Annotated in this window: 17 protein-coding genes and 1 pseudogene; 13 read left to right on the top strand and 5 right to left on the bottom strand. The window is 42.5% G+C overall.

What is annotated here, in order from left to right:
• Nucleotides 1-112: 112 nt before the first annotated feature.
• The 9 genes from dnaN (at nucleotide 113) to BQ5338_RS02330 (ending at nucleotide 12,341) form a co-directional block, all read left to right on the top strand.
• Complete coding sequence (gene dnaN / locus BQ5338_RS02370; protein ID WP_071145219.1) at nucleotides 113-1,240, top strand: DNA polymerase III subunit beta; 1,128 nt, start codon at nucleotides 113-115, stop codon at nucleotides 1,238-1,240.
• Nucleotides 1,241-1,575: 335 nt separating this feature from the next.
• Complete coding sequence (locus tag BQ5338_RS02365) at nucleotides 1,576-2,349, top strand: 3'-5' exonuclease (RefSeq protein WP_071145218.1); 774 nt, start codon at nucleotides 1,576-1,578, stop codon at nucleotides 2,347-2,349.
• A 260-nt stretch (nucleotides 2,350-2,609) separates the two neighbouring features.
• Nucleotides 2,610-3,827: a bifunctional phosphopantothenoylcysteine decarboxylase/phosphopantothenate--cysteine ligase CoaBC gene (gene coaBC / locus BQ5338_RS02360; protein WP_071145834.1), complete on the top strand. Its 1,218-nt coding sequence runs from the start codon at nucleotides 2,610-2,612 to the stop codon at nucleotides 3,825-3,827.
• Nucleotides 3,828-3,848: 21 nt separating this feature from the next.
• Complete coding sequence (recN, locus tag BQ5338_RS02355) at nucleotides 3,849-5,507, top strand: DNA repair protein RecN (RefSeq protein ID WP_071145217.1); 1,659 nt, start codon at nucleotides 3,849-3,851, stop codon at nucleotides 5,505-5,507.
• A gap of 368 nt (nucleotides 5,508-5,875) precedes the next feature.
• Nucleotides 5,876-6,163, top strand: a complete 288-nt coding sequence (locus tag BQ5338_RS16800; protein ID WP_071145216.1) for a hypothetical protein — start codon at nucleotides 5,876-5,878, stop codon at nucleotides 6,161-6,163.
• A 196-nt stretch (nucleotides 6,164-6,359) separates the two neighbouring features.
• Nucleotides 6,360-7,106, top strand: coding sequence for a 23S rRNA (guanosine(2251)-2'-O)-methyltransferase RlmB (gene rlmB / locus BQ5338_RS02345; RefSeq protein WP_071145215.1), 747 nt, complete (start codon nucleotides 6,360-6,362; stop codon nucleotides 7,104-7,106).
• Nucleotides 7,107-7,139: 33 nt separating this feature from the next.
• The gene (locus BQ5338_RS02340; RefSeq protein WP_071145214.1) at nucleotides 7,140-8,843 is read left to right on the top strand and encodes a tetratricopeptide repeat protein; all 1,704 of its coding nucleotides are present in this window, start codon (nucleotides 7,140-7,142) and stop codon (nucleotides 8,841-8,843) included.
• A 295-nt stretch (nucleotides 8,844-9,138) separates the two neighbouring features.
• The gene (locus BQ5338_RS02335; RefSeq protein WP_071145833.1) at nucleotides 9,139-11,943 is read left to right on the top strand and encodes a M16 family metallopeptidase; all 2,805 of its coding nucleotides are present in this window, start codon (nucleotides 9,139-9,141) and stop codon (nucleotides 11,941-11,943) included.
• 23 nt (nucleotides 11,944-11,966) lie between these two features.
• Nucleotides 11,967-12,341: a RidA family protein gene (locus BQ5338_RS02330; RefSeq protein WP_071145213.1), complete on the top strand. Its 375-nt coding sequence runs from the start codon at nucleotides 11,967-11,969 to the stop codon at nucleotides 12,339-12,341.
• On the opposite strand, the gene BQ5338_RS02325 is transcribed toward BQ5338_RS02330, so the two are convergent.
• Nucleotides 12,309-13,610, bottom strand: a complete 1,302-nt coding sequence (locus tag BQ5338_RS02325; protein ID WP_071145212.1) for a bifunctional folylpolyglutamate synthase/dihydrofolate synthase — start codon at nucleotides 13,608-13,610, stop codon at nucleotides 12,309-12,311. The genes BQ5338_RS02330 and BQ5338_RS02325 overlap by 33 nt on opposite strands.
• A gap of 133 nt (nucleotides 13,611-13,743) precedes the next feature.
• Between BQ5338_RS02325 and BQ5338_RS02320 the strand changes: the two genes are divergently transcribed.
• Nucleotides 13,744-15,069, top strand: a complete 1,326-nt coding sequence (locus BQ5338_RS02320) for a PhoH family protein (RefSeq protein WP_071145211.1) — start codon at nucleotides 13,744-13,746, stop codon at nucleotides 15,067-15,069.
• Nucleotides 15,070-15,383: 314 nt separating this feature from the next.
• Here the strand turns inward: BQ5338_RS02320 and BQ5338_RS02315 are convergent, their stop codons facing one another.
• The 4 genes from BQ5338_RS02315 to BQ5338_RS02300 all read right to left on the bottom strand — a co-directional run bounded on the left by BQ5338_RS02315 (nucleotide 15,384) and on the right by BQ5338_RS02300 (nucleotide 21,151).
• Nucleotides 15,384-18,896, bottom strand: a complete 3,513-nt coding sequence (locus BQ5338_RS02315) for an alpha-L-rhamnosidase (protein ID WP_071145210.1) — start codon at nucleotides 18,894-18,896, stop codon at nucleotides 15,384-15,386.
• Nucleotides 18,897-18,992: 96 nt separating this feature from the next.
• The gene (locus tag BQ5338_RS02310; RefSeq protein ID WP_071145209.1) at nucleotides 18,993-19,991 is read right to left on the bottom strand and encodes a dihydroorotate dehydrogenase-like protein; all 999 of its coding nucleotides are present in this window, start codon (nucleotides 19,989-19,991) and stop codon (nucleotides 18,993-18,995) included.
• Nucleotides 19,992-20,015: 24 nt separating this feature from the next.
• On the bottom strand, nucleotides 20,016-20,684 hold the full coding sequence (locus BQ5338_RS02305; protein WP_071145208.1) for a YggS family pyridoxal phosphate-dependent enzyme: 669 nt from the start codon (nucleotides 20,682-20,684) through the stop codon (nucleotides 20,016-20,018).
• Nucleotides 20,685-20,686: 2 nt separating this feature from the next.
• Nucleotides 20,687-21,151, bottom strand: coding sequence for a DUF4494 domain-containing protein (locus BQ5338_RS02300; RefSeq protein ID WP_139265156.1), 465 nt, complete (start codon nucleotides 21,149-21,151; stop codon nucleotides 20,687-20,689).
• A gap of 946 nt (nucleotides 21,152-22,097) precedes the next feature.
• Between BQ5338_RS02300 and BQ5338_RS02295 the strand changes: the two genes are divergently transcribed.
• The 3 genes and pseudogenes from BQ5338_RS02295 to BQ5338_RS02290 all read left to right on the top strand — a co-directional run bounded on the left by BQ5338_RS02295 (nucleotide 22,098) and on the right by BQ5338_RS02290 (nucleotide 23,662).
• The gene (locus BQ5338_RS02295; protein WP_071145206.1) at nucleotides 22,098-22,637 is read left to right on the top strand and encodes a UpxY family transcription antiterminator; all 540 of its coding nucleotides are present in this window, start codon (nucleotides 22,098-22,100) and stop codon (nucleotides 22,635-22,637) included.
• A gap of 40 nt (nucleotides 22,638-22,677) precedes the next feature.
• A pseudogene (locus BQ5338_RS17005) lies at nucleotides 22,678-22,827 on the top strand (undecaprenyl-phosphate glucose phosphotransferase); the annotation flags it as partial.
• A gap of 43 nt (nucleotides 22,828-22,870) precedes the next feature.
• A complete protein-coding gene (locus BQ5338_RS02290; protein WP_071145832.1) occupies nucleotides 22,871-23,662 on the top strand; it encodes a polysaccharide biosynthesis/export family protein in 792 nt (263 codons plus the stop codon).
• Nucleotides 23,663-23,668: the final 6 nt, after the last annotated feature.

The following is a 23,668-nucleotide window of genomic DNA, read 5'->3' as shown; positions in this document are numbered from 1 at the left end:
GTACTGACACAATCTTTTGCTAACTTTGTACAATGCAAAAATGAAATGCATTGAGCCTCTGGTAAAGCACAAAATGTATTCGGAAATTTATAAAAACTAAAAACAAAAATATATGAAATTTATCGTTTCAAGTACTGCGTTATCCAGCCATTTACAGGCTGTCAGCCGCGTTATTAATTCCAAAAATTCGTTGCCTATATTGGACTGTTTCCTTTTTCGGCTCGAAGATGGAACGCTGTCTGTAACTGTATCAGACAGTGAGACAACGATGGATACTACAATTGAGGTAAATGATAGTGATGTTAATGGATCATTTGCTATACCGGCAAAAACCATGCTTGATGCATTGAAAGAACTTCCTGAACAGCCGCTGTCATTTCAAGTAAACGCCGAAACGTATGAAATTGAAATTCAGTACATGAATGGCAAGTACAGCCTTATGGGGCAGAATGCTGAAGAATATCCTCGTTCGGCCGCTCTTGGCGAAAATAGCGTTGTACGTGTGCAAATGGATGCTCAAGTACTGTTAGCGGGCATTAATCGCGCCATTTTTGCTACGGCAGATGACGAATTGAGACCTGTGATGAATGGTGTTTATTTTGATATTACCATTGATGATATAACGATGGTGGCATCGGATGGGCATAAATTAGTACGCTGCAAGACTCTTGCGGCCAAAGGAACAGAACGTGCTGCTTTCATCTTGCCCAAAAAACCGGCTAATATGCTGAAGAATTTACTGCCTAAAGAATCAGGAAGCGTGACAATCGAGTTTGATGAACGAAATGCCATCTTTACACTTGAAAATTATCGCATGGTGTGTCGCCTTATTGAAGGACGCTATCCAAACTATAATTCTGTAATTCCACAAAATAACCCTTATAGAGTTACCGTTGACCGTGCGCAACTGATGGGCGCATTGCGCCGTGTGTCTATCTTTTCTTCACAATCAAGTAGTCTTATAAAACTTCGCGTACAAGAAAACCAAATTGTGGTGTCTGCACAAGATATTGATTTCTCAACTTCGGCTGAAGAAACCTTGATTTGCCAATATTCTGGTGAAGCAATGAGCATTGGTTTTAAATCTACTTTTTTGATTGATATTCTGAATAATATATCGGCTACCGAAGTGGTTGTAGAATTAGCTGATCCATCGCGTGCGGGCGTTATTGTTCCGGTAGAGCAGGCTCAAAATGAAGACTTGTTGATGTTGTTAATGCCGATGATGTTGAATGATTGATCTTACTTTCTTTTGCCTTAACGCAAAAGAAAGTAACAAAGAAAAAGTCAAGGCTTCCCGTGATGTGCTACTACGGCGATACTCGTAGCTACAAGCGATTGAACTCGCTTCGCTCAAACAAAATCGCTTGCTTCACGCCACGGGCATCATCTCCGCTTTACGCACATCACAAGAGGCCGGTCTTGGGCTTTTGATCACATCTTTTACAATCGATCCAGTACTGGTGCGGCCGCTCTCTCTTTGGGTGTGTATAAACGCTTAATTGGACGCTCTTTTTTGAAATACTAACGCTTCTTCTCTTCTTTTGATGAAGTGTTGCAATATAAAATTAACGAATGAAATTAAACCTGAAAAACCCGATTGTCTTTTTTGATTTGGAGACTACGGGTATTAATATTAACGCAGACCGCATTGTCGAAATCTGTTATCTTAAAGTCCATCCTAATGGGAATGAAGAGTCTAAAACATTGCGTATTAATCCCGAAATGCATATTCCTGCAGAATCTTCTGCCATACATGGTATTTACGATGCCGACATAGCGGACTGTCCTACTTTTAAAGCGGTAGCAAAGAACATTGCCAATGATATTGAGGGAGCTGATTTGGCTGGCTTTAATTCCAATCGTTTTGATATTCCCGTGCTTGCTGAAGAGTTTCTTCGTGCCGGGGTAGATATTGATATGAGTCGTCGTAAATTTATTGATGTACAGGTGATATACCACAAATTGGAACAACGCACGCTTTCCGCTGCTTATAAGTTTTATTGTGGAAAGAACTTGGAAGATGCACATACAGCTGAAGCTGACACTCGTGCTACGTATGAGGTGCTAATGTCTCAACTTGATCGCTATTCGGAATTACAAAATGACATGGCCTTTCTTGCTGATTTCTCTGCTCACAACAAAAATGTGGACTTTGCCGGACGAATGGTGTATAATGAAAAGGGTACAGAGATCTTCAATTTTGGTAAATATAAGGGTATGTCAGTATCTGATGTGCTAAAGAAGGATCCCGGATATTATAGCTGGATAGTGAATAGCGACTTTACACTCAACACAAAAGCTGTGCTTACTAAAATTCGCTTAAGAGAACTGACTGGCACTAAATAAAATGAACCACGAGCGAAGCAAAGTGGAGTAAAAAAGAAAGGATTGGCCTCTTGTGTGAAGCGTTAAACGGAGAAGATGCACGGAGCGTAAAGCAAGCGATTCTGTTTGAGCGAAGCGAGTTCAATCGCTTGTAGCGCAGTACATCTTTGCAGTAGCGTAACAAAAGAAGCCTTGACTTTTTCTTTGGTTCTTTCTTTTGCGTCAAGGCAAAAGAAAGAATGAGCACAGAACTAAAAGATATTAGAACCAAAAATAAAAGAATGGACTCTTTTTTGCAAGGGAAAAAAATAATACTCGGAATAACGGGTAGCATCGCTGCTTATAAAGCGTGCTACATCATACGTGGACTCATAAAACGAGGAGCCGAAGTGCAGGTGGTTATAACCCCTGCAGGAAAAGAATTTGTAACACCTATAACTTTGTCGGCGCTGACGAGCAAACCAGTCATCAGTGAGTTCTTTGCTCAGCGAGATGGTACGTGGAACAGCCACGTTGACCTTGGCCTCTGGGCGGATGCCATGCTTATCGCTCCCGCCTCTGCCTCTACCATCGGTAAGATGGCAAACGGCATTGCCGACAATATGCTTATCACCACTTATCTTTCTGCTAAAGCACCTGTTTTTGTGGCTCCGGCCATGGATCTGGATATGTTTGCTCATGCTTCTACACAAAAGAATATTGATACGCTTCGTTCTTACGGTAATCGCATCATAGAGCCGGGCACAGGCGAATTAGCCAGTCACTTGGTTGGAAAAGGTAGAATGGAGGAACCCGAAAATATCATTCAGGTGCTAGAGGAATTCTTTGCATCGGAAACTGACTTAGATAAAAAAAAAATACTGATTACAGCCGGACCTACGTATGAGAAGATTGATCCGGTACGCTTTATCGGTAACTACTCTTCAGGTAAAATGGGCTTTGCTCTGGCTGAAGAATGTGCACGTCGTGGAGCTGAAGTAACGCTTGTAACCGGGCCTGTGCAACAAACGGCTCATCATCGTAATATACAGCGGATTAATGTGGAAACTGCAGCTCAGATGCATGCTGTGGCTGTGGAGCATTTTCCCGCAATGAATGCTGCTATACTCTGTGCTGCCGTGGCCGACTTTACCCCCGAGGTGGTTTCTGATCAAAAGATGAAACGGCAAGGCGACGGGTTGACTCTTCAACTGAAACCGACACAAGATATCGCTGCATGCTTGGGACAGATGAAGCAGGCAGACCAGTGTTTGGTGGGTTTTGCTCTCGAAACAAACGATGAGCAGCAACATGCTCAAGGAAAATTAGAAAGAAAGAATTTTGATTTTATCGTGCTCAACTCGCTTAATGATAAGGGAGCGGGCTTTCGTTGCGATACGAATAAGGTTAGCATCATCGACCGACAGGGATGCACGAAGTACGACCTCAAACCTAAAGTAGAGGTGGCGCATGATATTATTGATCGGCTATCTCAATTGTTAGCTGAGAGAAAGAAGTAGTAAATAGTTAAATATAAAGCCATGTTACGTTCATTATTCATACAGAACTATGCATTGATAGAGAAGCTTGATATCAATTTCGGAACAGGTTTCTCGGTGATTACCGGTGAAACGGGTGCCGGTAAATCAATCATTCTGGGAGCCATAGGGCTTTTGCTCGGACAGCGTGCTGATGTGAAATCTATTCGGCGGGGAGCACCCAAATGTGTCATTGAAGCCCGGTTTGATATTGCAGCTTACAACATGCAGTCTTTCTTTGAAGATAATGAGTTAGAATATGAGCCTGAGTGCATTCTCCGTAGGGAATTATACGCTTCCGGTAAAAGCCGTGCATTCATTAATGATACACCTGCATCGTTGGCGCAAGTGAAAGAACTGGGCGAGCAACTGATTGATGTGCATTCCCAACACCAAAACCTGTTGCTCAACCAAGAGGGTTTTCAACTGAATGTACTCGATATCCTGGCGCATAACGATAAGGAACTTGATGAATACCGAAGCTTGTATGCAGAATGGAAACGACTGGAACGTTCATTGGCAGAGCTTATTGTTCGTTCTGACCAAAACAAAGCTGATGAAGACTTTGTCCGCTTCCAATTGCAACAGCTCGAAGAGGCCAATCTGAATGAAGAGGAGCAGGAAACGTTGGAACAGGAGGCGGAAACATTGACGCACGCTGAAGAAATCAAAGCAGGGTTATATAAGGTGGAGCAACTGTTTGCAGGCGAGGAGGTCGGAATACTCTCTGCGATGAAGGATGGATTGGCTGCTTTGCTAGCTATACAAAAAGTTTACCTTCCGGCAGGCGAGTTGGCCAAACGAATGGAGAGCAGCTACATCGAACTAAAAGATATTGTTCAGGAAGTGAGTCTGCAGAACGAAAAAATAGAATTCAATCCTGTTCGCTTGGACGAAGTAAACGACAGACTCAACCTGATCTACTCTTTGCAGCAGAAACACCGTGTGCAAACGGTGAAGGAACTTCTGATGCTGATGGAAGAGTATCGTGCCAAGCTGGATGACATCACTTCTTTCGATGAACAGATTGCCGAACTCACTGCTCAACGGGATACTATCTATAATAAGGTGAAAAAACAAGCTGTTGCCCTAACAAAAAAACGAGCGATTGCTGCTCGTGAGGTAGAGCAACAAATGGCTACCCGTTTGGTACCTCTGGGCATGCCCAATATTCGTTTCCAAGTAGAAATGGGAATGAAGAAAGAGCCCGGGACGATGGGAGAGGATACGGTCTCTTTTCTCTTCTCGGCCAACAAAAACGGGACGTTGCAAAACATCTCGTCTGTAGCATCCGGCGGAGAGATCGCGCGTGTTATGCTTTCCGTTAAAGCGATGATAGCCGGAGCCGTGAAACTTCCTACGATTGTCTTCGACGAAATTGACACAGGTGTGTCGGGAGAGATTGCCGATCGCATGGCCGACATCATGCAAGAGATGGGCCAGCGAGATCGTCAGGTGATTAGCATTACCCATCTACCACAAATAGCAGCCCGTGGCATCGCTCATTATAAAGTTTATAAACAAGATAACGATACGGAGACGAATAGTCATATCCGGCATCTCACTAACGAAGAACGCGTAGAAGAGATTGCTCACATGTTGAGTGGAGCCACGCTTACTGAAGCAGCACTCAACAATGCCAAAGCTTTGCTGAAGAGCTAACCAGAAAGAACTCAATTCAACATAAAAACAGCCTTTCCCACTGAATTAAAATTCCCATCTATATATTATAATAGTACATGATAGAGCAAAGGAATAAAACGTAAATGGACGCACAACCGATGGGGCTGAATAAATAGAGAGCAAATAATCTATTAGAAGAGAAACAGTGATGAAGAAGAAGTAATAGTACCACAGTTATAAAGCAGAAAAAGCAAGCAGCAGTGGTAAAGCAATAGTAATAATAGAAGAAAAATGATAAAATAATACTAGTAGAAGATGCAGAGCAGTAACATTATAAGGCTATTATCTCAGAGAAATAATTAGCATCATGAGGAAATGATCTCAGAGATAGTTAGCCCCAAGAAGAATTGCATCACTATCATCATCATTATCATCATCATTATCATTATCATTATCAGCAGCAGAAGAAGCAGAAGAAGCAGCAGAAGAAGAAGAAGAAGAAGAAGAATGAAGAGAAAGGGCAGAGGAATGAAGGCAGAAACATCAGACAAAAAGTATCCAAAGCAAAGCGAAAGCGGCCGCACCCCACTAAAGCAAGAAAGACCGGCCTCTTTTGCGTAGCGTTAAACGGAGAAGATGCACGGAGCGTTAAGCAAGCGATTTTGTTTGAGCGAAGCGAGTTGAATCGCTTGTAGCGCAGTACATCTTTGCAGTAGCGTAGCAGAAGAAGCCTTGACTTTTTCTTTGTTTCTTTCTTTTGCGGCAAGGCAAAAGAAAGAAATTTACGATGAAAAAAGAACAAAACAAAGAAAATAGCTTCAACATAACCATAGTATCAGCATAGTTTTGTAATATTGTACCCCAATTAAGAAAAAAAGTAAATAACGTAAGATGACAGACAATAGTGAAATGATTTTTGGCGTTCGCGCCGTGATAGAAGCCATACAAGCAGGAAAAGAAATAGATAAGATCTTAGTAAAGACAGATATTCAGAGTGATCTTTCCAAGGAACTCTTTGCTGCTCTCAAAGGAACCCTTATCCCTGTCCAACGCGTGCCTGTTGAACGCATTAATCGCGTTACTCGTAAGAATCATCAAGGAGTAATAGCGTTTGTTTCTTCTGTCACTTATCAAAAAACCGAGCAACTTGTGCCCTTTCTTTTTGAGGAAGGAAAGAACCCTTTCTTCGTGATGCTCGATGGCATTACCGACGTGCGCAACTTTGGTGCCATAGCTCGTACTTGTGAGTGTGCCGGTGTTGATGCTGTTATCATTCCTGCCAAAGGGAGTGTTTCGGTGAATGCCGACGCTGTGAAAACTTCAGCTGGAGCATTGCATACATTACCTGTTTGCCGCGAGCAAAATCTGAAAACAACCCTTCAATACCTTAAAGATAGTGGCTTCAAAATAGTTGCAGCCACCGAAAAAGGAGATTATGACTATAGCAAAGCTGACTATAAAGGTCCGTTGTGCATTATCATGGGTGCTGAAGACACTGGAGTTTCTTATGATCATCTTGCTTTATGCGATGAATGGGTTAAGATTCCAATGCTTGGTAGCATAGGGTCTCTAAATGTTTCCGTAGCCGCAGGTATTCTTATCTACGAAGCAGTGAAACAACGCATTCAAGGAGAGTGAACATTAATCTAAAATAAGCGATCAGATAAAAACATGAAAAAGAACATTCTACTATTTGTTGCATTCAGCCTGCTGGCACATTGGAGCATGGCTCAGGCCCCTAAGTGGGTAGAGAAAGCCAAAAAGGCTGTATTCTCTGTTGTTACTTACGATAAAGAAGACAAGATACTCAATACAGGCAATGGCTTTTTTGTTACTGAAAATGGGGTAGCGCTGTCCGACTACTCTTTGCTCAAAGGTGCTTACCGTGCAGTAATAGTGGATGCTGATGGCAAACAGATGCCTGTAGAAGCTATCTTGGGAGCAAACAGTATCTACGATGTGGTTAAGTTTCGTGTTCGTTCAGAGAAAAAAGTGACCGCGCTGAAGATTGCGACTGTTGCTCAGGCTGTGGGAGCTGATGCTTACTTGTTGCCTTATTCTACTCAGAAAGATCGCTCTTGCACGGTGGGCAAGGTAAAGGAGGTGACTACAATTGGTGGTTCACATCACTATTACACACTCAGCATGGCTCTTAAAGATAAAATGGTGAGTTGCCCTGTTACCGATGCCGAAGGACAGGTGTTTGGCCTGGTTCAGAAATCATCAGGTAAAGATACTACTACCGTATGCTATGCGGTGGGTGCCTCTTTTGTGATGTCTCAAAGTATCGGTGTTCTTTCGTTGAATGAGAATGCTTTGCAAAGTATACATATAAAGAAAGGATTACCGGATACAGAAGATCAGGCATTGGTATATCTTTATATGGCTTCAACGCAAACTACCCCCGAAGTGTATACCGAATTGCTGAATGATTTTGTCGCTCAATATCCTGATAATGTTGATGGATATATCCGTCGTGCCGGTAATTATGTTTATTTGGGCGTGAAAGATATGGCTCAAATGGATAAAGGGGCAGCCGACTTAGAGCGAGCTCTTAAGATCGCGAAGAAAAAAGATGATGTGCATTACAACATTGCTAAGCTCATTTATGGCTATCAACTGAGTAAACCAGAGAAGGTGTACAAAGATTGGACGTATGACAAAGCTCTTACTGAAATACGTGCAGCTCAAGCGATAGACTCTTTGCCTGTGTATATTCAGTTAGAGGGTGATATTCTTTTCACCAAGCAAAGTTATGCCGATGCCTTTGCTCTTTACCAGAAGGTGAATCGTACAAATCTGGCTTCACCGGCCACTTTCTATAGTGCGGCAAAGACGCTTGAATTGATGAAGGCCGATATTAAAGAAGTTGTTGCCTTGATGGATAGTTGTGTGGCACTTTGCACAAAGCCTTATACAGAAGATGCCTCTCCTTATCTTCTTGAACGCGCGCGCATCAATATGGATGCCGAACTATATCGTGCAGCTATGCTCGATTATGATGCATACTATGATGCTGTTAGTGGCAAGGTGAATGATGTGTTCTACTACTATCGCGAGCAAGCTTGTTTAAAAGCGAAGCAATTTCAACGGGCGCTTGATGATATAGCCAAGGCTATTGAACTCAGCCCTAAAGATCTTTCTTATCGTGCCGAACTATCTGTTGTAAATCTCCGCGTGGGGCGCTTTGAACAGGCTATAAAGGTACTTGATGAAGCATTAGTTATTGATCCGAAGTATGCGGAAGCTTATCGCTTGAAAGGTATTTGCCAGATACAATTGAAACAATCAAAAGAGGCCTGTGCCAGTTTCGCCAAAGCCAAAGAGTTGGGCGATACAGCCGTAGATGCATTGATAGAGAAGCATTGTAAGTGATCTTGAATAAATAGAAATTGGAAGGCGCAACCTCTTACAGATAGAATGGAAATCTGGATGAGTTTTGCGCCTTCTCTTGTTATAGTTAGGTCCAGTATTTATGTCTTACTATCTATTAAATGCACAGAAGAATAAATACTGCATCAATTCTATTTTATTTCTATATTTAGGCTGTTTTTAAGCTTACAATCTTAATTTAAAATAAAAAAGAGTCCAACTTGTCACCCGAAAGGCCTTCTTTCTCGCCTTTAGATATAGTAAAGGTCACAATTACATAATTAATGAAATGAAAAGAATGAAAAAGAGTTTTAGTTTTATTTTATTGCTATTGCTTCCTTGGGTGTTGCAGGCGCAATCTTCTGCTCCTCTTCCCATTGATCCGGGAGTAAGAACCGGTAAATTGGATAATGGGTTGACGTACTATATTCGCCACAATGCTTATCCTGAGAAACGTGCAGAGTTTTACATTGCACAAAATGTCGGTTCTATACTCGAAGAAGATTCTCAGTCGGGTTTGGCCCATTTCTTGGAGCACATGGCTTTCAACGGTACCAAACACTATCCTGGTCGTAAAAATATGCTCGATTATCTGGAGAAAAATGGAGCTAAATTTGGTGAAAACGTAAATGCTTATACTAGTTTCGACCAAACAGTATATAACCTTTCTGATATCCCTGTTCATCGTGAAAGCTTGGTCGATTCTTGTTTGCTTATCTTGCATGACTGGTCTAGTTTCATCACGCTCGATAATGCTGAAATAGATAAAGAGCGCTCTATAATCAAAGAAGAATGGCGGACTCGCAACAGTGCAAGTTTGCGCAATATGGAGCATTTGTTTGCTATCTTGTTTAAAGATACAAGATACGCCAACCGGATGCCAATCGGTAGTATGGATGTGGTTGAACATTTCCCTTACCAGCAGATTAAAGACTACTATCACAAGTGGTATCGTCCCGATTTACAAGCCATTGTTGTAGTGGGTGATATTGATGTAGATCATGTTGAGGCTACCATCAAAACGATGTTTGCCGATATCAAGAAACCGGTAAATCCAGCTCATAGAGAGTACTTTACTGTACCGGAATATACGAATCCTATTGCGACAGTGCTTACTGATCCTGAAACAACCAGCACAAACATTACTGTATATTATCCACACGAGGCTACTGCGAAAGCAGTGAAGCACACGGAGGAAGGATACAATGAAATGCTTCTTGAGGGGTTTGTCTCGAATATGCTCTCCACTCGTTTGGCTGAGATTACACAGAAAGCCGGAGCACCCTTCATGCGTGCGTCTGCCGGAAACGGAAACTATATTATAGCTAAAACAAAAGAGGCTTGGGCACTTTCTGCCACTTGTAAAGAAGGCGAGGTGCTCTCTGCTCTCCGTGCTTTAGTTGATGAGAATGAACGTGCTAAACAGTTTGGCTTCACACAGGCGGAGCTCGATCGTATCAAGACCTCTTACCTCGAGATGTATGCTAACTCTTACAATAACCGTAACAAACAGAATAATGCTGCTTATGTAAGAGAATATGTTGGTAATTTCACTGACGATGAGCCGATTCCGGGTATCGAGTATGAATATGAATTAGTGAAGAAGTTGATTCCGAAGATTGATCTTAATGCGGTGAATGAATGTCTGCGTCATCTTTCGGCAACGCCTAATATGGTTGTTTCCGTAACCGGACCACAGAAAGAAGGAGTCACTTATCCTTCAGAAAAAGAATTGATTGATGTAGTGCAAAATGTAGCTGCTCAGAAGTTGACTGCTTACGAAGAAAAAGTGATCTCGACTAATCTGATCGATTCTTTACCTGCTGCCGGAAAAGTAGTGAAGGTGAAGAAGAATGAGAAGATGGGAGCTACAGAGTGGACTTTGTCTAATGGTATGCGCGTCGTGTTGAAGAAGACCGATTACAAAGATGATCAGGTGTTGATGTCGTCAGTGGCCTACGGAGGTAATTCTTTGTTTGCTGATAGTGAGATTTACAATGCTAGCTTTATTCGTACTGTTCCCTCTATCGGTGGGGTAGGCGCTTTCAGTGCCATCGACCTGGGTAAAGCTCTTGCCGGAAAATCAGCAAATGTAAATGCTTCTGTTGGTTCATCCACAGAGAGCCTTTCCGGTTCCTCTTCTATCAAGGATGTAGAAACTCTATTGCAACTTACGCATCTCTATTTCACTGCTCCCCGCAAGGACGAGCAAGCGTATGCTGCCTTCATCGGACGTTTACATAATCAATTGAAGAATGCGGCTGCATCGCCTCCATCTATCATGAATGATACTGTTTCTCATGTTGTTTATGGAGACAATCCCCGCATGCAACGCATTCATTTGGAAGACCTCAGTAAACTTAACTACGATCGTATGATCGAGATGTACAAAGAGGTGTTTGCTAACCCGTCTGCTTTTACCTTCGTGTTTGTGGGCTCTATTGATGAAGCAACTCTTCGCCCGTTGGTTGAAAAATATTTGGCTTCTCTGCCTGCCGGTAATAAGAATATCAAAAATAAGAAGGTGAATGATGATATCCGTAAGGGTAATTATACCAATATTTTCACTCAAAAGATGGAAGCTCCCAAAGCTACCAGTTTGAAGTTATACTCGGGTATATTGAAAAGAACTCATAAGAATGAGATTGCCATCAATGTCCTCAATCAGGTTCTTGATGTAGTTTATACGCGTACTGTGCGCGAAGCTGAAGGTGGCACTTATGGTGTCTCTACCGGAGCTGACATTAGCCGTTTGCCGGATGGACGTGCTATGCTTCAGATTATGTTCGATACGAACCCAGAGAAAGAACGTCATTTGAGTGAGGTGATCCGCCGCGAACTTGGTCGTATTGCTACGGATGGTCCTGAAGCTGTTGATTTCAACAAAACAAAAGAATACATGGAGAAGAGTTATCAGGAAGGACTCAAAACCAATGGATATTGGCTGGGTGTTCTCAGCACGCTCTACTTCTATAATGAAGATTATAACACCGATTACCTCAAAACTCTTGAGTCTGTAACACAGGATGATGTGAAGAACCTTACCAACGAACTACTGAAACAGAAGAACCTGATCGAAGTGGTGATGATGCCTAAGGAATAATACTAATATAAAAATAGATCAAAATGAAGAAAGTTATTTGCAGTGAAAAAGCACCCGGTGCTATCGGGCCTTATAGCCAGGCTATTGAAGCCGCAGGTATGGTGTTTGTTTCCGGACAGTTGCCCATTGATGCGGCTACCGGAATAATGGCCGAAGGCATCGAAGCACAAGCTCGTCAGTCATTGGAAAACATCAAGTACATTTTGGCTGAGGCCGGACTTACGATGGGCGACATTGTCAAGACTACCGTCTTCTTGCAAGACATGAGCCTCTTTGCCGGCATGAACGGCGTTTACTCCACCTATTTTGATGGAGCTTTTCCCGCACGTTCTGCCGTTGCTGTAAAGGCGTTGCCAAAAGATGCACTAGTAGAGATCGAGTGTATCGCGGTTCGCTAACAAATCTGCAACAATAAAACTACTGCCTCCCACGAAGATAAAGTCTTCCGGGAGGCTTTTTTCTTGCGCTGCTTTCACTGCGGTAGGTACGTCCGGATAGCAACTTCCTTTGAGTCCCATCGTACCAGCCAGTTCGCTTAGTTCCTGTTCCGGTAAAGCCCGCTTCACATTTGCTTTCGTAAAGTAATAGGTTGCCTCTCTGGGTAACAATGCCAATACCCCCCTGATGTCTTTGTCGTTCACCATTCCCATCACAATGTGTAGGGTGTGATACGTCTGCCGCTTCAATTGCTCACAGATATAAGTCATGCCTCCTACGTTGTGCCCTGTGTCACAGATCAAGGTTGGACGTTCCTGCAACTTCTGCCAGCGTCCCATTAATCCGGTTAGTTCACATACTTGTGCGAAGCCTTTGCGCACGGACTCTTCCGTGATGCGATAACCTGCTGCTTTAAGTAAAGGTAGCACACTCAGTAGTGTGTTCGTGTTCTTCAGTTGGCAGAGGCCGCCCAGCTCTCCTTCCAAGTCCGGATAGTCGGTCGTTTGATAGTTCCAGAATCCCTTAGCACTCATCTCAGCACCCGCAAGCCGATGCTCATCTTCTGCAAAAACAATAGGAGCATCCACCTCTTTGGCTCTTGCCTCAAATACCGGTCGTGTTTCTTCCGTTGTTTCGCCTATCACTACGGGGATAGCGGACTTCATGATCCCTGCTTTCTCTGCTGCAATCTTAGCGAGCGTGTCTCCCAGAAATTGAGTATGATCAAAGCTGATATTCGTGATTATGCTCACATCGGGAGTGATAATATTGGTACAGTCCAGTCTTCCTCCTAAGCCTACTTCAATCACTGCCACATCCACTTTAGCATCCGCAAAGTAGAGAAAAGCCATGGCGGTAGTCAGTTCGAAGAAAGAGGGAAATAGCGGCTCAAAGAATGCTTGTTGCTCTTTCACGAAATTCACCACATACTCTTCCGGCATCGGTACGCCATTCACTCTTATTCGTTCCCGAAAATCTACCAGATGTGGTGAAGTATAAAGCCCAACTTTGTAGCCTGCCTCTTGCAGGATGGCGGCCAATGTGTGCGAACAGGAACCTTTGCCGTTCGTTCCCGCCACATGAATGGTGCGAAAGGATTGGTGCGGATGTCCAAAATGCGCATCCAGTGTTCGTGTATTCTCTAATCCTTCTTTGTAAGCCTTGCTGCCTATTTGCTGAAAAAGTGGCGCTACGCTGTATAAATACATCAATGTCTCCTGATAATTCATTGTTTGTCATCTTTTAACAGGATATTTATCCCGTTTGTCCTTCTTATTTGTTACTTTAGTGAGCGGGTTAGTACCAGTATACTGCCCGTTTGGGTTACAGATTGCAAATATCAACATTTAAAATCTAACATGTATGGGAACTAAAAAGAATTTTGTGCTCGACACAAACGTTATTCTTCACGATTACAACTGTATCAGGAACTTTCAGGAAAACGACATCTACTTACCCATTGTGGTCCTCGAAGAACTAGATAAGTTTAAGAAAGGAAACGAACAGATAAATTTCAATGCCCGTGAGTTTGTGCGAGAGCTGGATGCCATCACAGATGACAGCCTTTTCAGTAAAGGAGCATCGCTTGGCGAGGGGTTAGGTCGATTGTTTGTCATGACGGGAAGCATTCAGTCCGAACATGTCAAAACGTCCTTCTCCGAAAATATTCCCGATCACCAGATTCTTGCCGTAGCCGATTATCTTGAACAAAAATATCCTCGTACCAAAACCATTCTTGTAACCAAAGATGTCAATCTGCGCATGAAAGCTCGCTCCATTGGGGTTCTTTGCGAAGATTATATCACCGATAAGGTGATCAATGTGGATATTTTTGAGAAGTCAAACGAGGTGTTTGACGATATTGATCCGGCATTAATTGATCGTATCTATTCCTCCAAAGAAGGGCTGGATATAGCTGAATTCGACTTCAAAGATATCCTTCGTCCCAATGAATGCTTTGTGCTCAAGAGTGATCGCAACAGCGTGTTGGCGCGTTACAATCCTTTTACTCATACGATTAACCGTGTCGGTAAATCTAAAAATTATGGCATCGAACCTCGTAATGCCGAGCAGAGTTTTGCTTTCGAAGTGCTCGATGATCCAGAGATCAAACTGGTAGCACTCACCGGAAAGGCTGGTACCGGCAAGACTCTTCTTGCTCTTGCAGCAGCATTGTCTAAGCTCACCGATTATAAACAGATACTTCTGGCTCGTCCCATCGTTTCACTGTCTAATAAAGATATCGGTTTCTTGCCTGGTGATGCTCAAGAGAAAGTGGCACCCTACATGCAACCTTTGTTTGATAATCTCAACGTTATCAAGCACCAGTTTGCCGGCAATTCTCCCGAAGTGAAGCGCCTCGAAGATATGCAGAAAAGTGATCAGTTGGTGATCGAGGCCTTAGCCTTTATCCGTGGTCGCAGTCTGAGTGATACTTATTGCATCATTGATGAGGCACAGAACCTCACTCCACACGAAATTAAAACGATCATTACCCGTGCGGGCGAAGGAACGAAAATGGTGTTTACGGGCGATATTCAACAGATAGATCAACCTTACCTTGATAGCCAGTCCAATGGTTTGGTTTACATGATCGATCGCATGAAGGATCAGAACATCTTTGCTCACATCAATCTACTGAAAGGGGAGCGTAGTCACCTCAGTGAATTAGCTAGTAACTTGATGTAGGCTACGGTAAGCTAACGGTAAAGAACGGAGAGACTAAGCCTATTCTGTTTATCAAATGACTCGTCCCGCAACTGTGTGATCATGGTCACTCAATTGCGGGACGATTGTCACACGGCTGCGGGACAATGGTCATGCAATTGTGTGACGAGTTAGCTTTAGTATAGAAAATGCTTAGAAAAAGCATAGAAAATCTTTAGTTATCGCATTATCAACTGTTACTGTTCTCGTTTTACACATTAACAGCTTCTGTCTTAAGTTAGCTCAGTTACATATATAATGTACGTTCGTCTGTGCGAAACTTTTCGTTTATCTTGTTATTTAATCACTTCAAACGTGTAACTTCCGGATGGGAGTCTAAGTACAACCTGTCCGTTCTCTTCACCTACAAGTTCTATGTCTTTAGACTTCCGAATGGATTTCCCACCTTCTTTGATGTTTTTTATCGATGCAGCAGATAAGAATAGAGTCGCTGTGGTATTACCCGGAACAGTGAAGGAATACCCGGTCACTCCGTTTTCCACTTTCCAACGACTCTCTATACGTCCGTACATGGAATCATAGTATCCCTTGGCATACGTCATTTCTCCCGTCGGATCAGGCATTGGCTTTAGAATAAAGTGCTTGAAACCGGGAGAAGTCTCATCGCGCTGTATTCCCAAGGAATAATTGTACATCCAAGCACCTACAGCACCAAAGGAATAATGATTGAAAGAGTTCATGCGGTTATTTCCCCCGAAACCATCCATGCGGGTGTAGGAATTCAAACGTTCCCAAATAGTAGTAGCTCCTTGTTCTACAGAGTAAAGCCATGAAGGGTAACTGGTCTGTTGAAGCAACTTGTAAGCCAGATCATTCAGACCATGATCGGATAAAGCCTTACTGATCCATGCCGTACCGATGAAACCCGTCATAAGAGAATAAGGTGGGCACAGATGGCCTGTGTCGCTGGTATTTTCTCTTGTAACCGTTTCAGCGAGGTTAGCAATCACTTTGCTGCGGTTCTCCTCATTGATAATATCAAAAGCCAATGGAAGTGCGTAGGATGTCTGTATATCTACAAGTGTTCCCTTCTTTTCGGGGTTAAAAGCAGAGAAAATGGTCTTGCCGGTTTCCGGTTCTATATATGTCTTGTTGAATAAATCCTTCCGTGCGGCATAAACTTTCTGGAACCATGCGGCATCATCTGTTTTGCCCAAGACGGTTGCCATCTTAGTCATCAATTCCAGATCATAGATGAAGTAAGATTCCCACACAAGGGATTTATCATTTTTTTCATCTTCCAGCCCGAGCCAGTCGCATAGGTCACCCCACGATCTGGTCTGTACAATCAAGTTGGTTTTCGCCTCGATGCTGTGGTCGATGATGTATTGAATATATCGCTTCATGGCATCGTAATGTTCGTTCAGCAGGGCGACATCTCCGTATTGCTGGTAGCACTCCCATGGTAGAGTGATGCCGGCGCTTCCCCACAGCAGGCCGCCGAAGCCGCCACCCAGCGGGGCAATGTCTGGAAAACGTCCATCTTCACGTTGCACATTGCGTATGGCACGCAGATGACGACGCAGGAACTGCGGAATATCTGCCAGATAAGTGGCAGTGCGTGAAAAGACGGATATATCGCCACTCCATCCCAAGCGTTCATTGCGTTGTGGGCAATCAGTAGGTATGGAGAGGAAATTTCCATAAGAAGACCAAGTGATATTTTCCCATAGTTTATTCACCTTGGGATTGGAAGTCTCGTAATGGGAAGCCAGTTGGTGAATGGAACTGAGCACGATGCCTTTTACCGATTCTACGGGCAGAGGCTTGTCAATGCCGGTTATCTCGACAAAGCGGTAGCCGTGGTAAGTGAATCGGGGAGAGATGGTTTCCTGTCCGCCACGAGTGATATAAATATCTTGTGCCATGGCTGCGCGAATATTTTCGAGCATAATCATGCCTATATTTCCGGCATATTCGGGCAGATCAGGATATTTCACCTCAGCAAAACGCAGGTTAATCTTCGTTCCGGGTTTCATACCAGAGAGGCTGATTTTAGGTATGCCCACCATATTTTGCCCCATGTCATACACAAATATGCCGGGGCGGACTTCTTCCACTGAGAGGGCTGTCAGTTCATTGATCGCTTTCACTGTTTGGCCGAATTGTCCTATAAGCTCAAAGCCGGAATAATCGTTTACCCACGGCATATTAGGGTCCCCTACAGTACTGATATTTCCTTCCAATGGAACTTCGCAGGCTGATTTCCAGTCAGATGCATCATACGAGGCAACACTCCAGTCTTTTACAGCCGCTTCTTTCGAAGCATCATAAACTTCTCCCTGGAAGAAACTGTTGTAGACAATCGGTCCTTTGTTGAAATACTGCCAAGAAGACGGGTCAGTAACGATCACTTGCTCGCTTCCGTCAGTATAGGTGATGAGTAACTTTGCTAGCAGTGACTGACGATCGCCGAAGTAGTTCCAGTTGTTGCCCGTAAAGGTAGCACCACCGCTCCACCAACCTTCAGCCAATAGGGCACCCATGGCATTCTTTCCGGAATGAACGTAACTCGTAACGTCGAATGTCTGGTACAAATGGGTTTTGTTATATTGTGTTACTCCGGGATTAAAATAATCGTCTCCCACACGTTTGCCGTTCATGTAGATTTCATAGATACCACGTGAAGTGGCGTACAGACGTGCTTTTGCTATCTTCATACCCGATGTTGTGAAAGCAGTGCGAAGCATGGGAGTTGAGTTCCCTTCAGGAGTGAAAGTCCGGAAAGTGCCGCAATCGCCACCGTTTATCAAGCAATCCCCATTTTTGAGGGTTGCTATCACATTCGAAGGGCTTCGGAAATTGATAATCTCTACTTTTGGGAAAGTTGCGGATTGCCTTGCGGGAACAGCAAAGCCCACATCACCTACCATTGGAAAAGCCGTGAAATCAGCACCTTGCCCTAATGGATTTAAATTAATCGAACCGATTTCCTTCTGGGCGTTATCAATATAGAACCGGGTGAAACCTAACTCAGAACTCAGTTTTACCGTATGACAAACATACTTATTGTTCTTATTAATCAAATTCTGCGGGATGGAGAAACTCTTATAAGGAACATCTTGCTTGTCGTTCGGATGATAGCCTACTCTATAAATGTTCAGTACCGCTTCCTGACCCCTAGCTAACGGATCGATGTTTAATTCAACCTTGATATAGGACTCATCTTTCTTGTTTTCCAGATGATATAAGTTTTTATTTTTATCCATCAAACGTGGGTCATTAGCACCATATATAAAACTTGCACAGGTACTTTTTAAATCCTTATCTAACAGAAGGGAAAACTCCAACTTAAAAACCGGAAGGTAGTGAGAATACAACACCATATCTTTGTCTCCACCGCCAATCCATTTAGCATCATTCCATCTTTGATAGGGATGATTACCGCCCATTAGACCTGTTTCAAACCAAGAGCATTCTGAATTTTGTTCACCTTTCTGATTCCAAACATTTACTGTCCACGAGTAACGAGTTGAAGGTTGTAAAGGCATACCGTCATACTCAATATTCAAAGACCGTTCCCCTTTTGTTTTTCCACTATCCCACACCAGTTTACTATTTTCGTCGGAAACAGTAATTTGATAAGCTGTCTGCCATTGTTTTCGTTCCGTACCCGCAGCTTCCATCTGCCAACTGAATCGGGGAAGTTCTGTATCAATACCTAAAGGAGTGTTCGTATATTCCGTCTTTAGCTTCTTAACAGAGAAATGAGTGTTGGCAAGATAAAGACCAGCTTGAGATTTCAAGCAGATAGAAAGGAACAAAATAGAAAGGATATAATTCTTCATGTATAGAGGTTTTGTGTGGAATGCGACACATACACCTATTAAGTAAACATCAACGTGCACGTTTTATCCGAAAAAAAAACGTGCACGTCCCTTTGTTTATTCCTTATATTCTGGTTTGATAGCGTAATCATTGAAGTATTTCAGGAATTGAGTACGCTCAAAGGTATTGATCCCTTTCACGTTCTTCACCTTCAACCTCCCTTTAAACTGGGCGATGCTCTCAAAATTCTTGCGTATCATCCATAAACCAAGGAAGCGGATCATCACCGTAATATATTCATTGGTGTTCATATAAATGGTGCTACAGATCTCAACAGCCGAGGCGCCCGATAGAATAGCCTTGATCATGTCATCAGCAGAATGTACTCCTCCCGATGCGGCATAGTCTATCTTGTCTACTACCGATGAGGAGATACCGATCCAGCGGAGTGATTTTGATAGCTCCTGTGGGTGGCTGAACACATTATTGGTCGTATGTTCCATCTTCTCAATATCTATGTCAGGTTGGTAAAAGCGGTTGAACAGCACCACAGCGGCCGCGCCATTGGCATAAAGTTGATTGATCAGCGTCACTGGGTTTGTGAAACGAAATCCCAATTTCATAATCACCGGAATCGATACATGCTTCTTTACGCTACGCAAGATGTCAATGTGGCGTTGCTCAAAGTCTCCGTATTCATATTCCGTAGTTGCTGAAAGCGCCAAGATGTTGATCTCAATCGCATCCGCTCCCGCACGTTCTATCTCTTGTGCGAAGTGCACCCACTCCGCGTCGTTGAAGCAGTTAATACTGGCAATAATGGGAATGGAACAAACTTTTTTACTCTCTTCAATCAGAGTAAGATACTCCAATAACTTATGATTCTTAAGAGATTCTCTCAGATAGTCAGACCCTTCCGGATAGTACACCGATTCTTGCATCGTGTCCACCTCCATCATGATTTGTTCTTCGAAGAGTGATTTCAGCACGATGGCACCCGCGCCGGCTTCACATAGTTTACGATTCTTATCTACACTGTTGGTTAGGCCTGAACTGCTTACGATAATCGGATTCCTTAGTTGCAATCCGGCAAAGCTTGTCTTTAAATTTGTCATAATTCCGTATCTTTTTATGGGTTCTTAATAAGTTCTCTCTCCAAATATTTTGCTACCTACTCTTACGAGCGTACTTCCTTCAGTTACAGCCATACGATAGTCGTGAGACATTCCCATGGAGAGCTCACAGAACGCTGATTTGTCAGCAAAGTGTGTGTGTACCATTTCATCAAAGAAACTTTTTAGAGAACGAAATTCCCGTCTTATTTGTTCTTCATTTTCTGTATTACTTGCCATGCCCATCAATCCGCATATTCTGATGTGAGCTAACTTTTTCCATTTTCCGTCAGTCAGCATCTGTTTGCATTCTTCAAAGCTAAAGCCAAACTTTGTCTCCTCTTGTGCAATGTGCAGTTGCAGCAAGCAGTCTATTACCCGTCCGTTCTGTTCAGCCGCCTTGTTCACTTCGTTAAGCAGCTTGTATGAGTCGATGCCATGAATCAGACTCACGTAAGGAACGATGTACTTTATTTTGTTTGTTTGCAAGTGCCCGATGAAGTGCCATTCAATGTCTTTGGGCAGTACCTCCTGCTTGGCGCCCATCTCCTGCACCTTGTTCTCACCGAATATCCGTTGCCCGGCATCGTATGCTTCCTTGAGGGCTTCCACCGGGTGAAACTTCGATACTGCCACCAGGCGTACACCCTGTGGCAGATCGCTTAGCACTTGTTCTATATTCTCCCGAATGTTCATCTTTACACTTCCGGTTTATCATTCGGTCCTGCCCCATACGGATATACATCCATGATGGCTGTTTCCGCTACCGATGCAATTTGATAGTCCGCCATTGTACCCTTCATTCCCTCATCCAATTTTTTCACCGCATCGCGCAGATCAGCCGCCTGCACCAACACCTGAGTAGCCGTTTTTCTTTCCGCCCCGCTCTTCTCATCCAGCGTGATAAAGAGTAATTTACATTTAAACCATCTGTCTGCTGCATCCTCTTCACAGGCGAAGAGTTCGCTATAATTTGCCCGTTTGATGTCCGATACCGTAAATTCGCCGGTGATGAAAGGAGTGATTTCCTCAATGATGCGTGCCTCCGCTTCCGTAAAGCTCAAAGCATCTACCAGATACGGTTCAGTTACTTTTTTGTTCATTCCGTTCTCCATCATCTTCTCGTAGCGGATTTTGCATTCAAACCAAGTATGCGTCATAATGTTGTTTTTTAAAGTTTTTTCTATTGATGTTTATTAGTACAAAAGTACTCAATAAATTTAATCTCATGATATAATTGGCAAAGTAAAACAGGTTTTTGTATCAAGAGGTTAAAAGCAGAGCATGTGCCTCTCCTTAAAGTCTAACTTTTGTTTCAACTCTTTTGTTCTATTCGATAGGATTTTTAAGGAATTGTTTAATTATTGTTTTTTTTACACTCTCTATGTTACAACAAAGTGTCGTTTGCGTACACTTACTTTCTATCTCTCCTTTAGTCTTATTTTATTTCTTTTATTAATGCTCATGATTGATTCTAAATATTTACAAACAATGTTTGTTTGATATTTATATTATTTAGCATAAAATGACTGATGTTTCTGATTTTAAATTAGAGAAAACTTTCGGATGAGCGGAGGTTTTTAAATTGATTCTATAAGGCTATTCTCTTTGTATATCCTTTATGTAGGGGTGTTTTGAATATCCCTAATTCTAATCCTGCTTCTTGTCTCCTCTTCATTCTTTTTTTGCTTTTGTAACGGTTGCCCTTACGTTTCATATCTATTAAAATCTCTTATTTGTATCGCCCTTATTTACAATGATATAGCAATAAAATACCGATTTGTGAGAAAAATAATATTAGTTTCCTTTGTTTATTCAAATATCCTGGTTACTTTTGCCAGAGCTTATGCGTACTCTTACTATTCTAAAATGGTAGTGTGCAAATAGATAGTTATTCGAGGAATTTAATTTCTATTTATCCTAACAAGTAATGTGACGGATAACTGGCGTAGCTATGACTTTTTTTAAATAAAAAGAGGCAGTTATCAACTGCTATGATCATCAGCCTCACTTTGTTAATGGGAAAAAAAGGCGATATTTTGTTCTGGTCAATTAAAATGTCTATATTAGCATTTTTTTTGCACTTTATCTTAAATACTTGGCAGACAAATGTATTGGTATGCAGCTCGTACTCGAGCTAATCAAGAGATTAGCGTGAGAGAATCACTTCAAAGACTTGAAGTGATCCATTTCCTTCCTACCCGGTTTGTGACTCGCGTCTATAGCGATCGTCGTAAGCGGGTGGAGGTTCCTGTTATTAGTAGTCTTATTTTTGTGAAGTGCACCAAGCAGGAAGCTTTTGACTTGGTCAAAAATTATAGTCTAAAGCTCTCATATATAAAAGATTTTCTTACCGGTTCTTTACTGGTGGTTCCTGATCATCAAATGGAGAACTTCATGATGGCCATGCAAACATCTTCCGAGTTCGTTCAGCAGTGCGATGAAATCTTGGCTAAGGGAGATAGGGTGCGTGTCATCAAAGGCGATTTTACGGGTTTTGAAGGTGAAATGATTCGTTTGGATGGCAAAACGCATGTTATTTTGCGTATACCTCAAATAGTAACGATTAGTATTAAAATACCCAGGAGTCATTTGCAAAAAATTGCCCCTGCTAGAGTTGAAAACACTTGTAAAACGAAAACCTTATGAGTATGAGGCTAGTCACACGATTTAAGCAATTGGTTGCCGATTTAGAGGAGAAGTAAAAGAACTTTATCAAATGCAAGGTCGGGTAAAAAAGAATATCTGGTACATCGGGAACTTGACTTTTTTACTCGACTTTCTGATTATTTATAAGACTGTTCGCAATGCAGTTTCCGGCAATAAAAAAGCCTATTAATTAAGCAAAAAAACGGTCTAACTTATTAACGATGTTTATCAACATGAGAAAATTAAAATTGTTTTTGCTGTTGTTGCTTCCTTTAGCATTTTCAGCCTGCACATCTTACAAGCATGTGCCCTATCTTCAGAATGACTCTATTGTCAATCAGGTGGCTCAGATCCCTACGCTTTATGATGCTCGTATCCAGCCAAAAGATTTGCTCACCATTGCAGTTAGCACGTCGCAGGCTGAGTTGGCTGTACCGTTTAACTTAACAGTACCAACTACGATTACGTCTTCACAACAAAACCTCTCTAGTCAACCTGCTATGCAAAGCTATTTGGTAGATAACAAAGGAAATGTTGATTTTCCTATTCTTGGTACGATTCGTTTGGGTGGGCTGACGAAAGGAGAGGCTGAGACACTGATCAAGAGCAGACTCAAGCAATACCTCAAAGAAGTGCCTATTGTAAATGTACGCCTCATCAATTATAAAATCTCGGTGATTGGTGAAGTCACTCGTCCTAATACTTTTACAGTGGCCAATGAGAAGGTGAATGTGTTTGAAGCACTTGCTTTGGCAGGTGATTTAACGATCTATGGGCTTCGTGAAAACGTGAAACTTATTCGTGAAAATGAGGATGGAGTGAAGAAAATCGTAACGCTTAATATCAACGATGCGAATATAGTGTTGTCACCCTATTACTATTTGCAGCAAAACGATATCTTGTATGTTACTCCAAACAAAGCGAAATCAAAGACGGCTGATATTACTACCAGCACTTCTCTCTGGGTTTCTGCAACAAGTATCCTTGTCTCCGTAGCTAGCTTGTTGGTTACCGTATTCAAATAAACAAAA

The sequence above is a fragment of the Bacteroides ihuae genome, assembly GCF_900104585.1.
Classification (GTDB): Bacteria; Bacteroidota; Bacteroidia; order Bacteroidales; family Bacteroidaceae; genus Bacteroides; species Bacteroides ihuae.
Note: the sequence above shows the minus strand (reverse complement) of the source record. Positions and strands in the feature narration are given on the sequence as shown.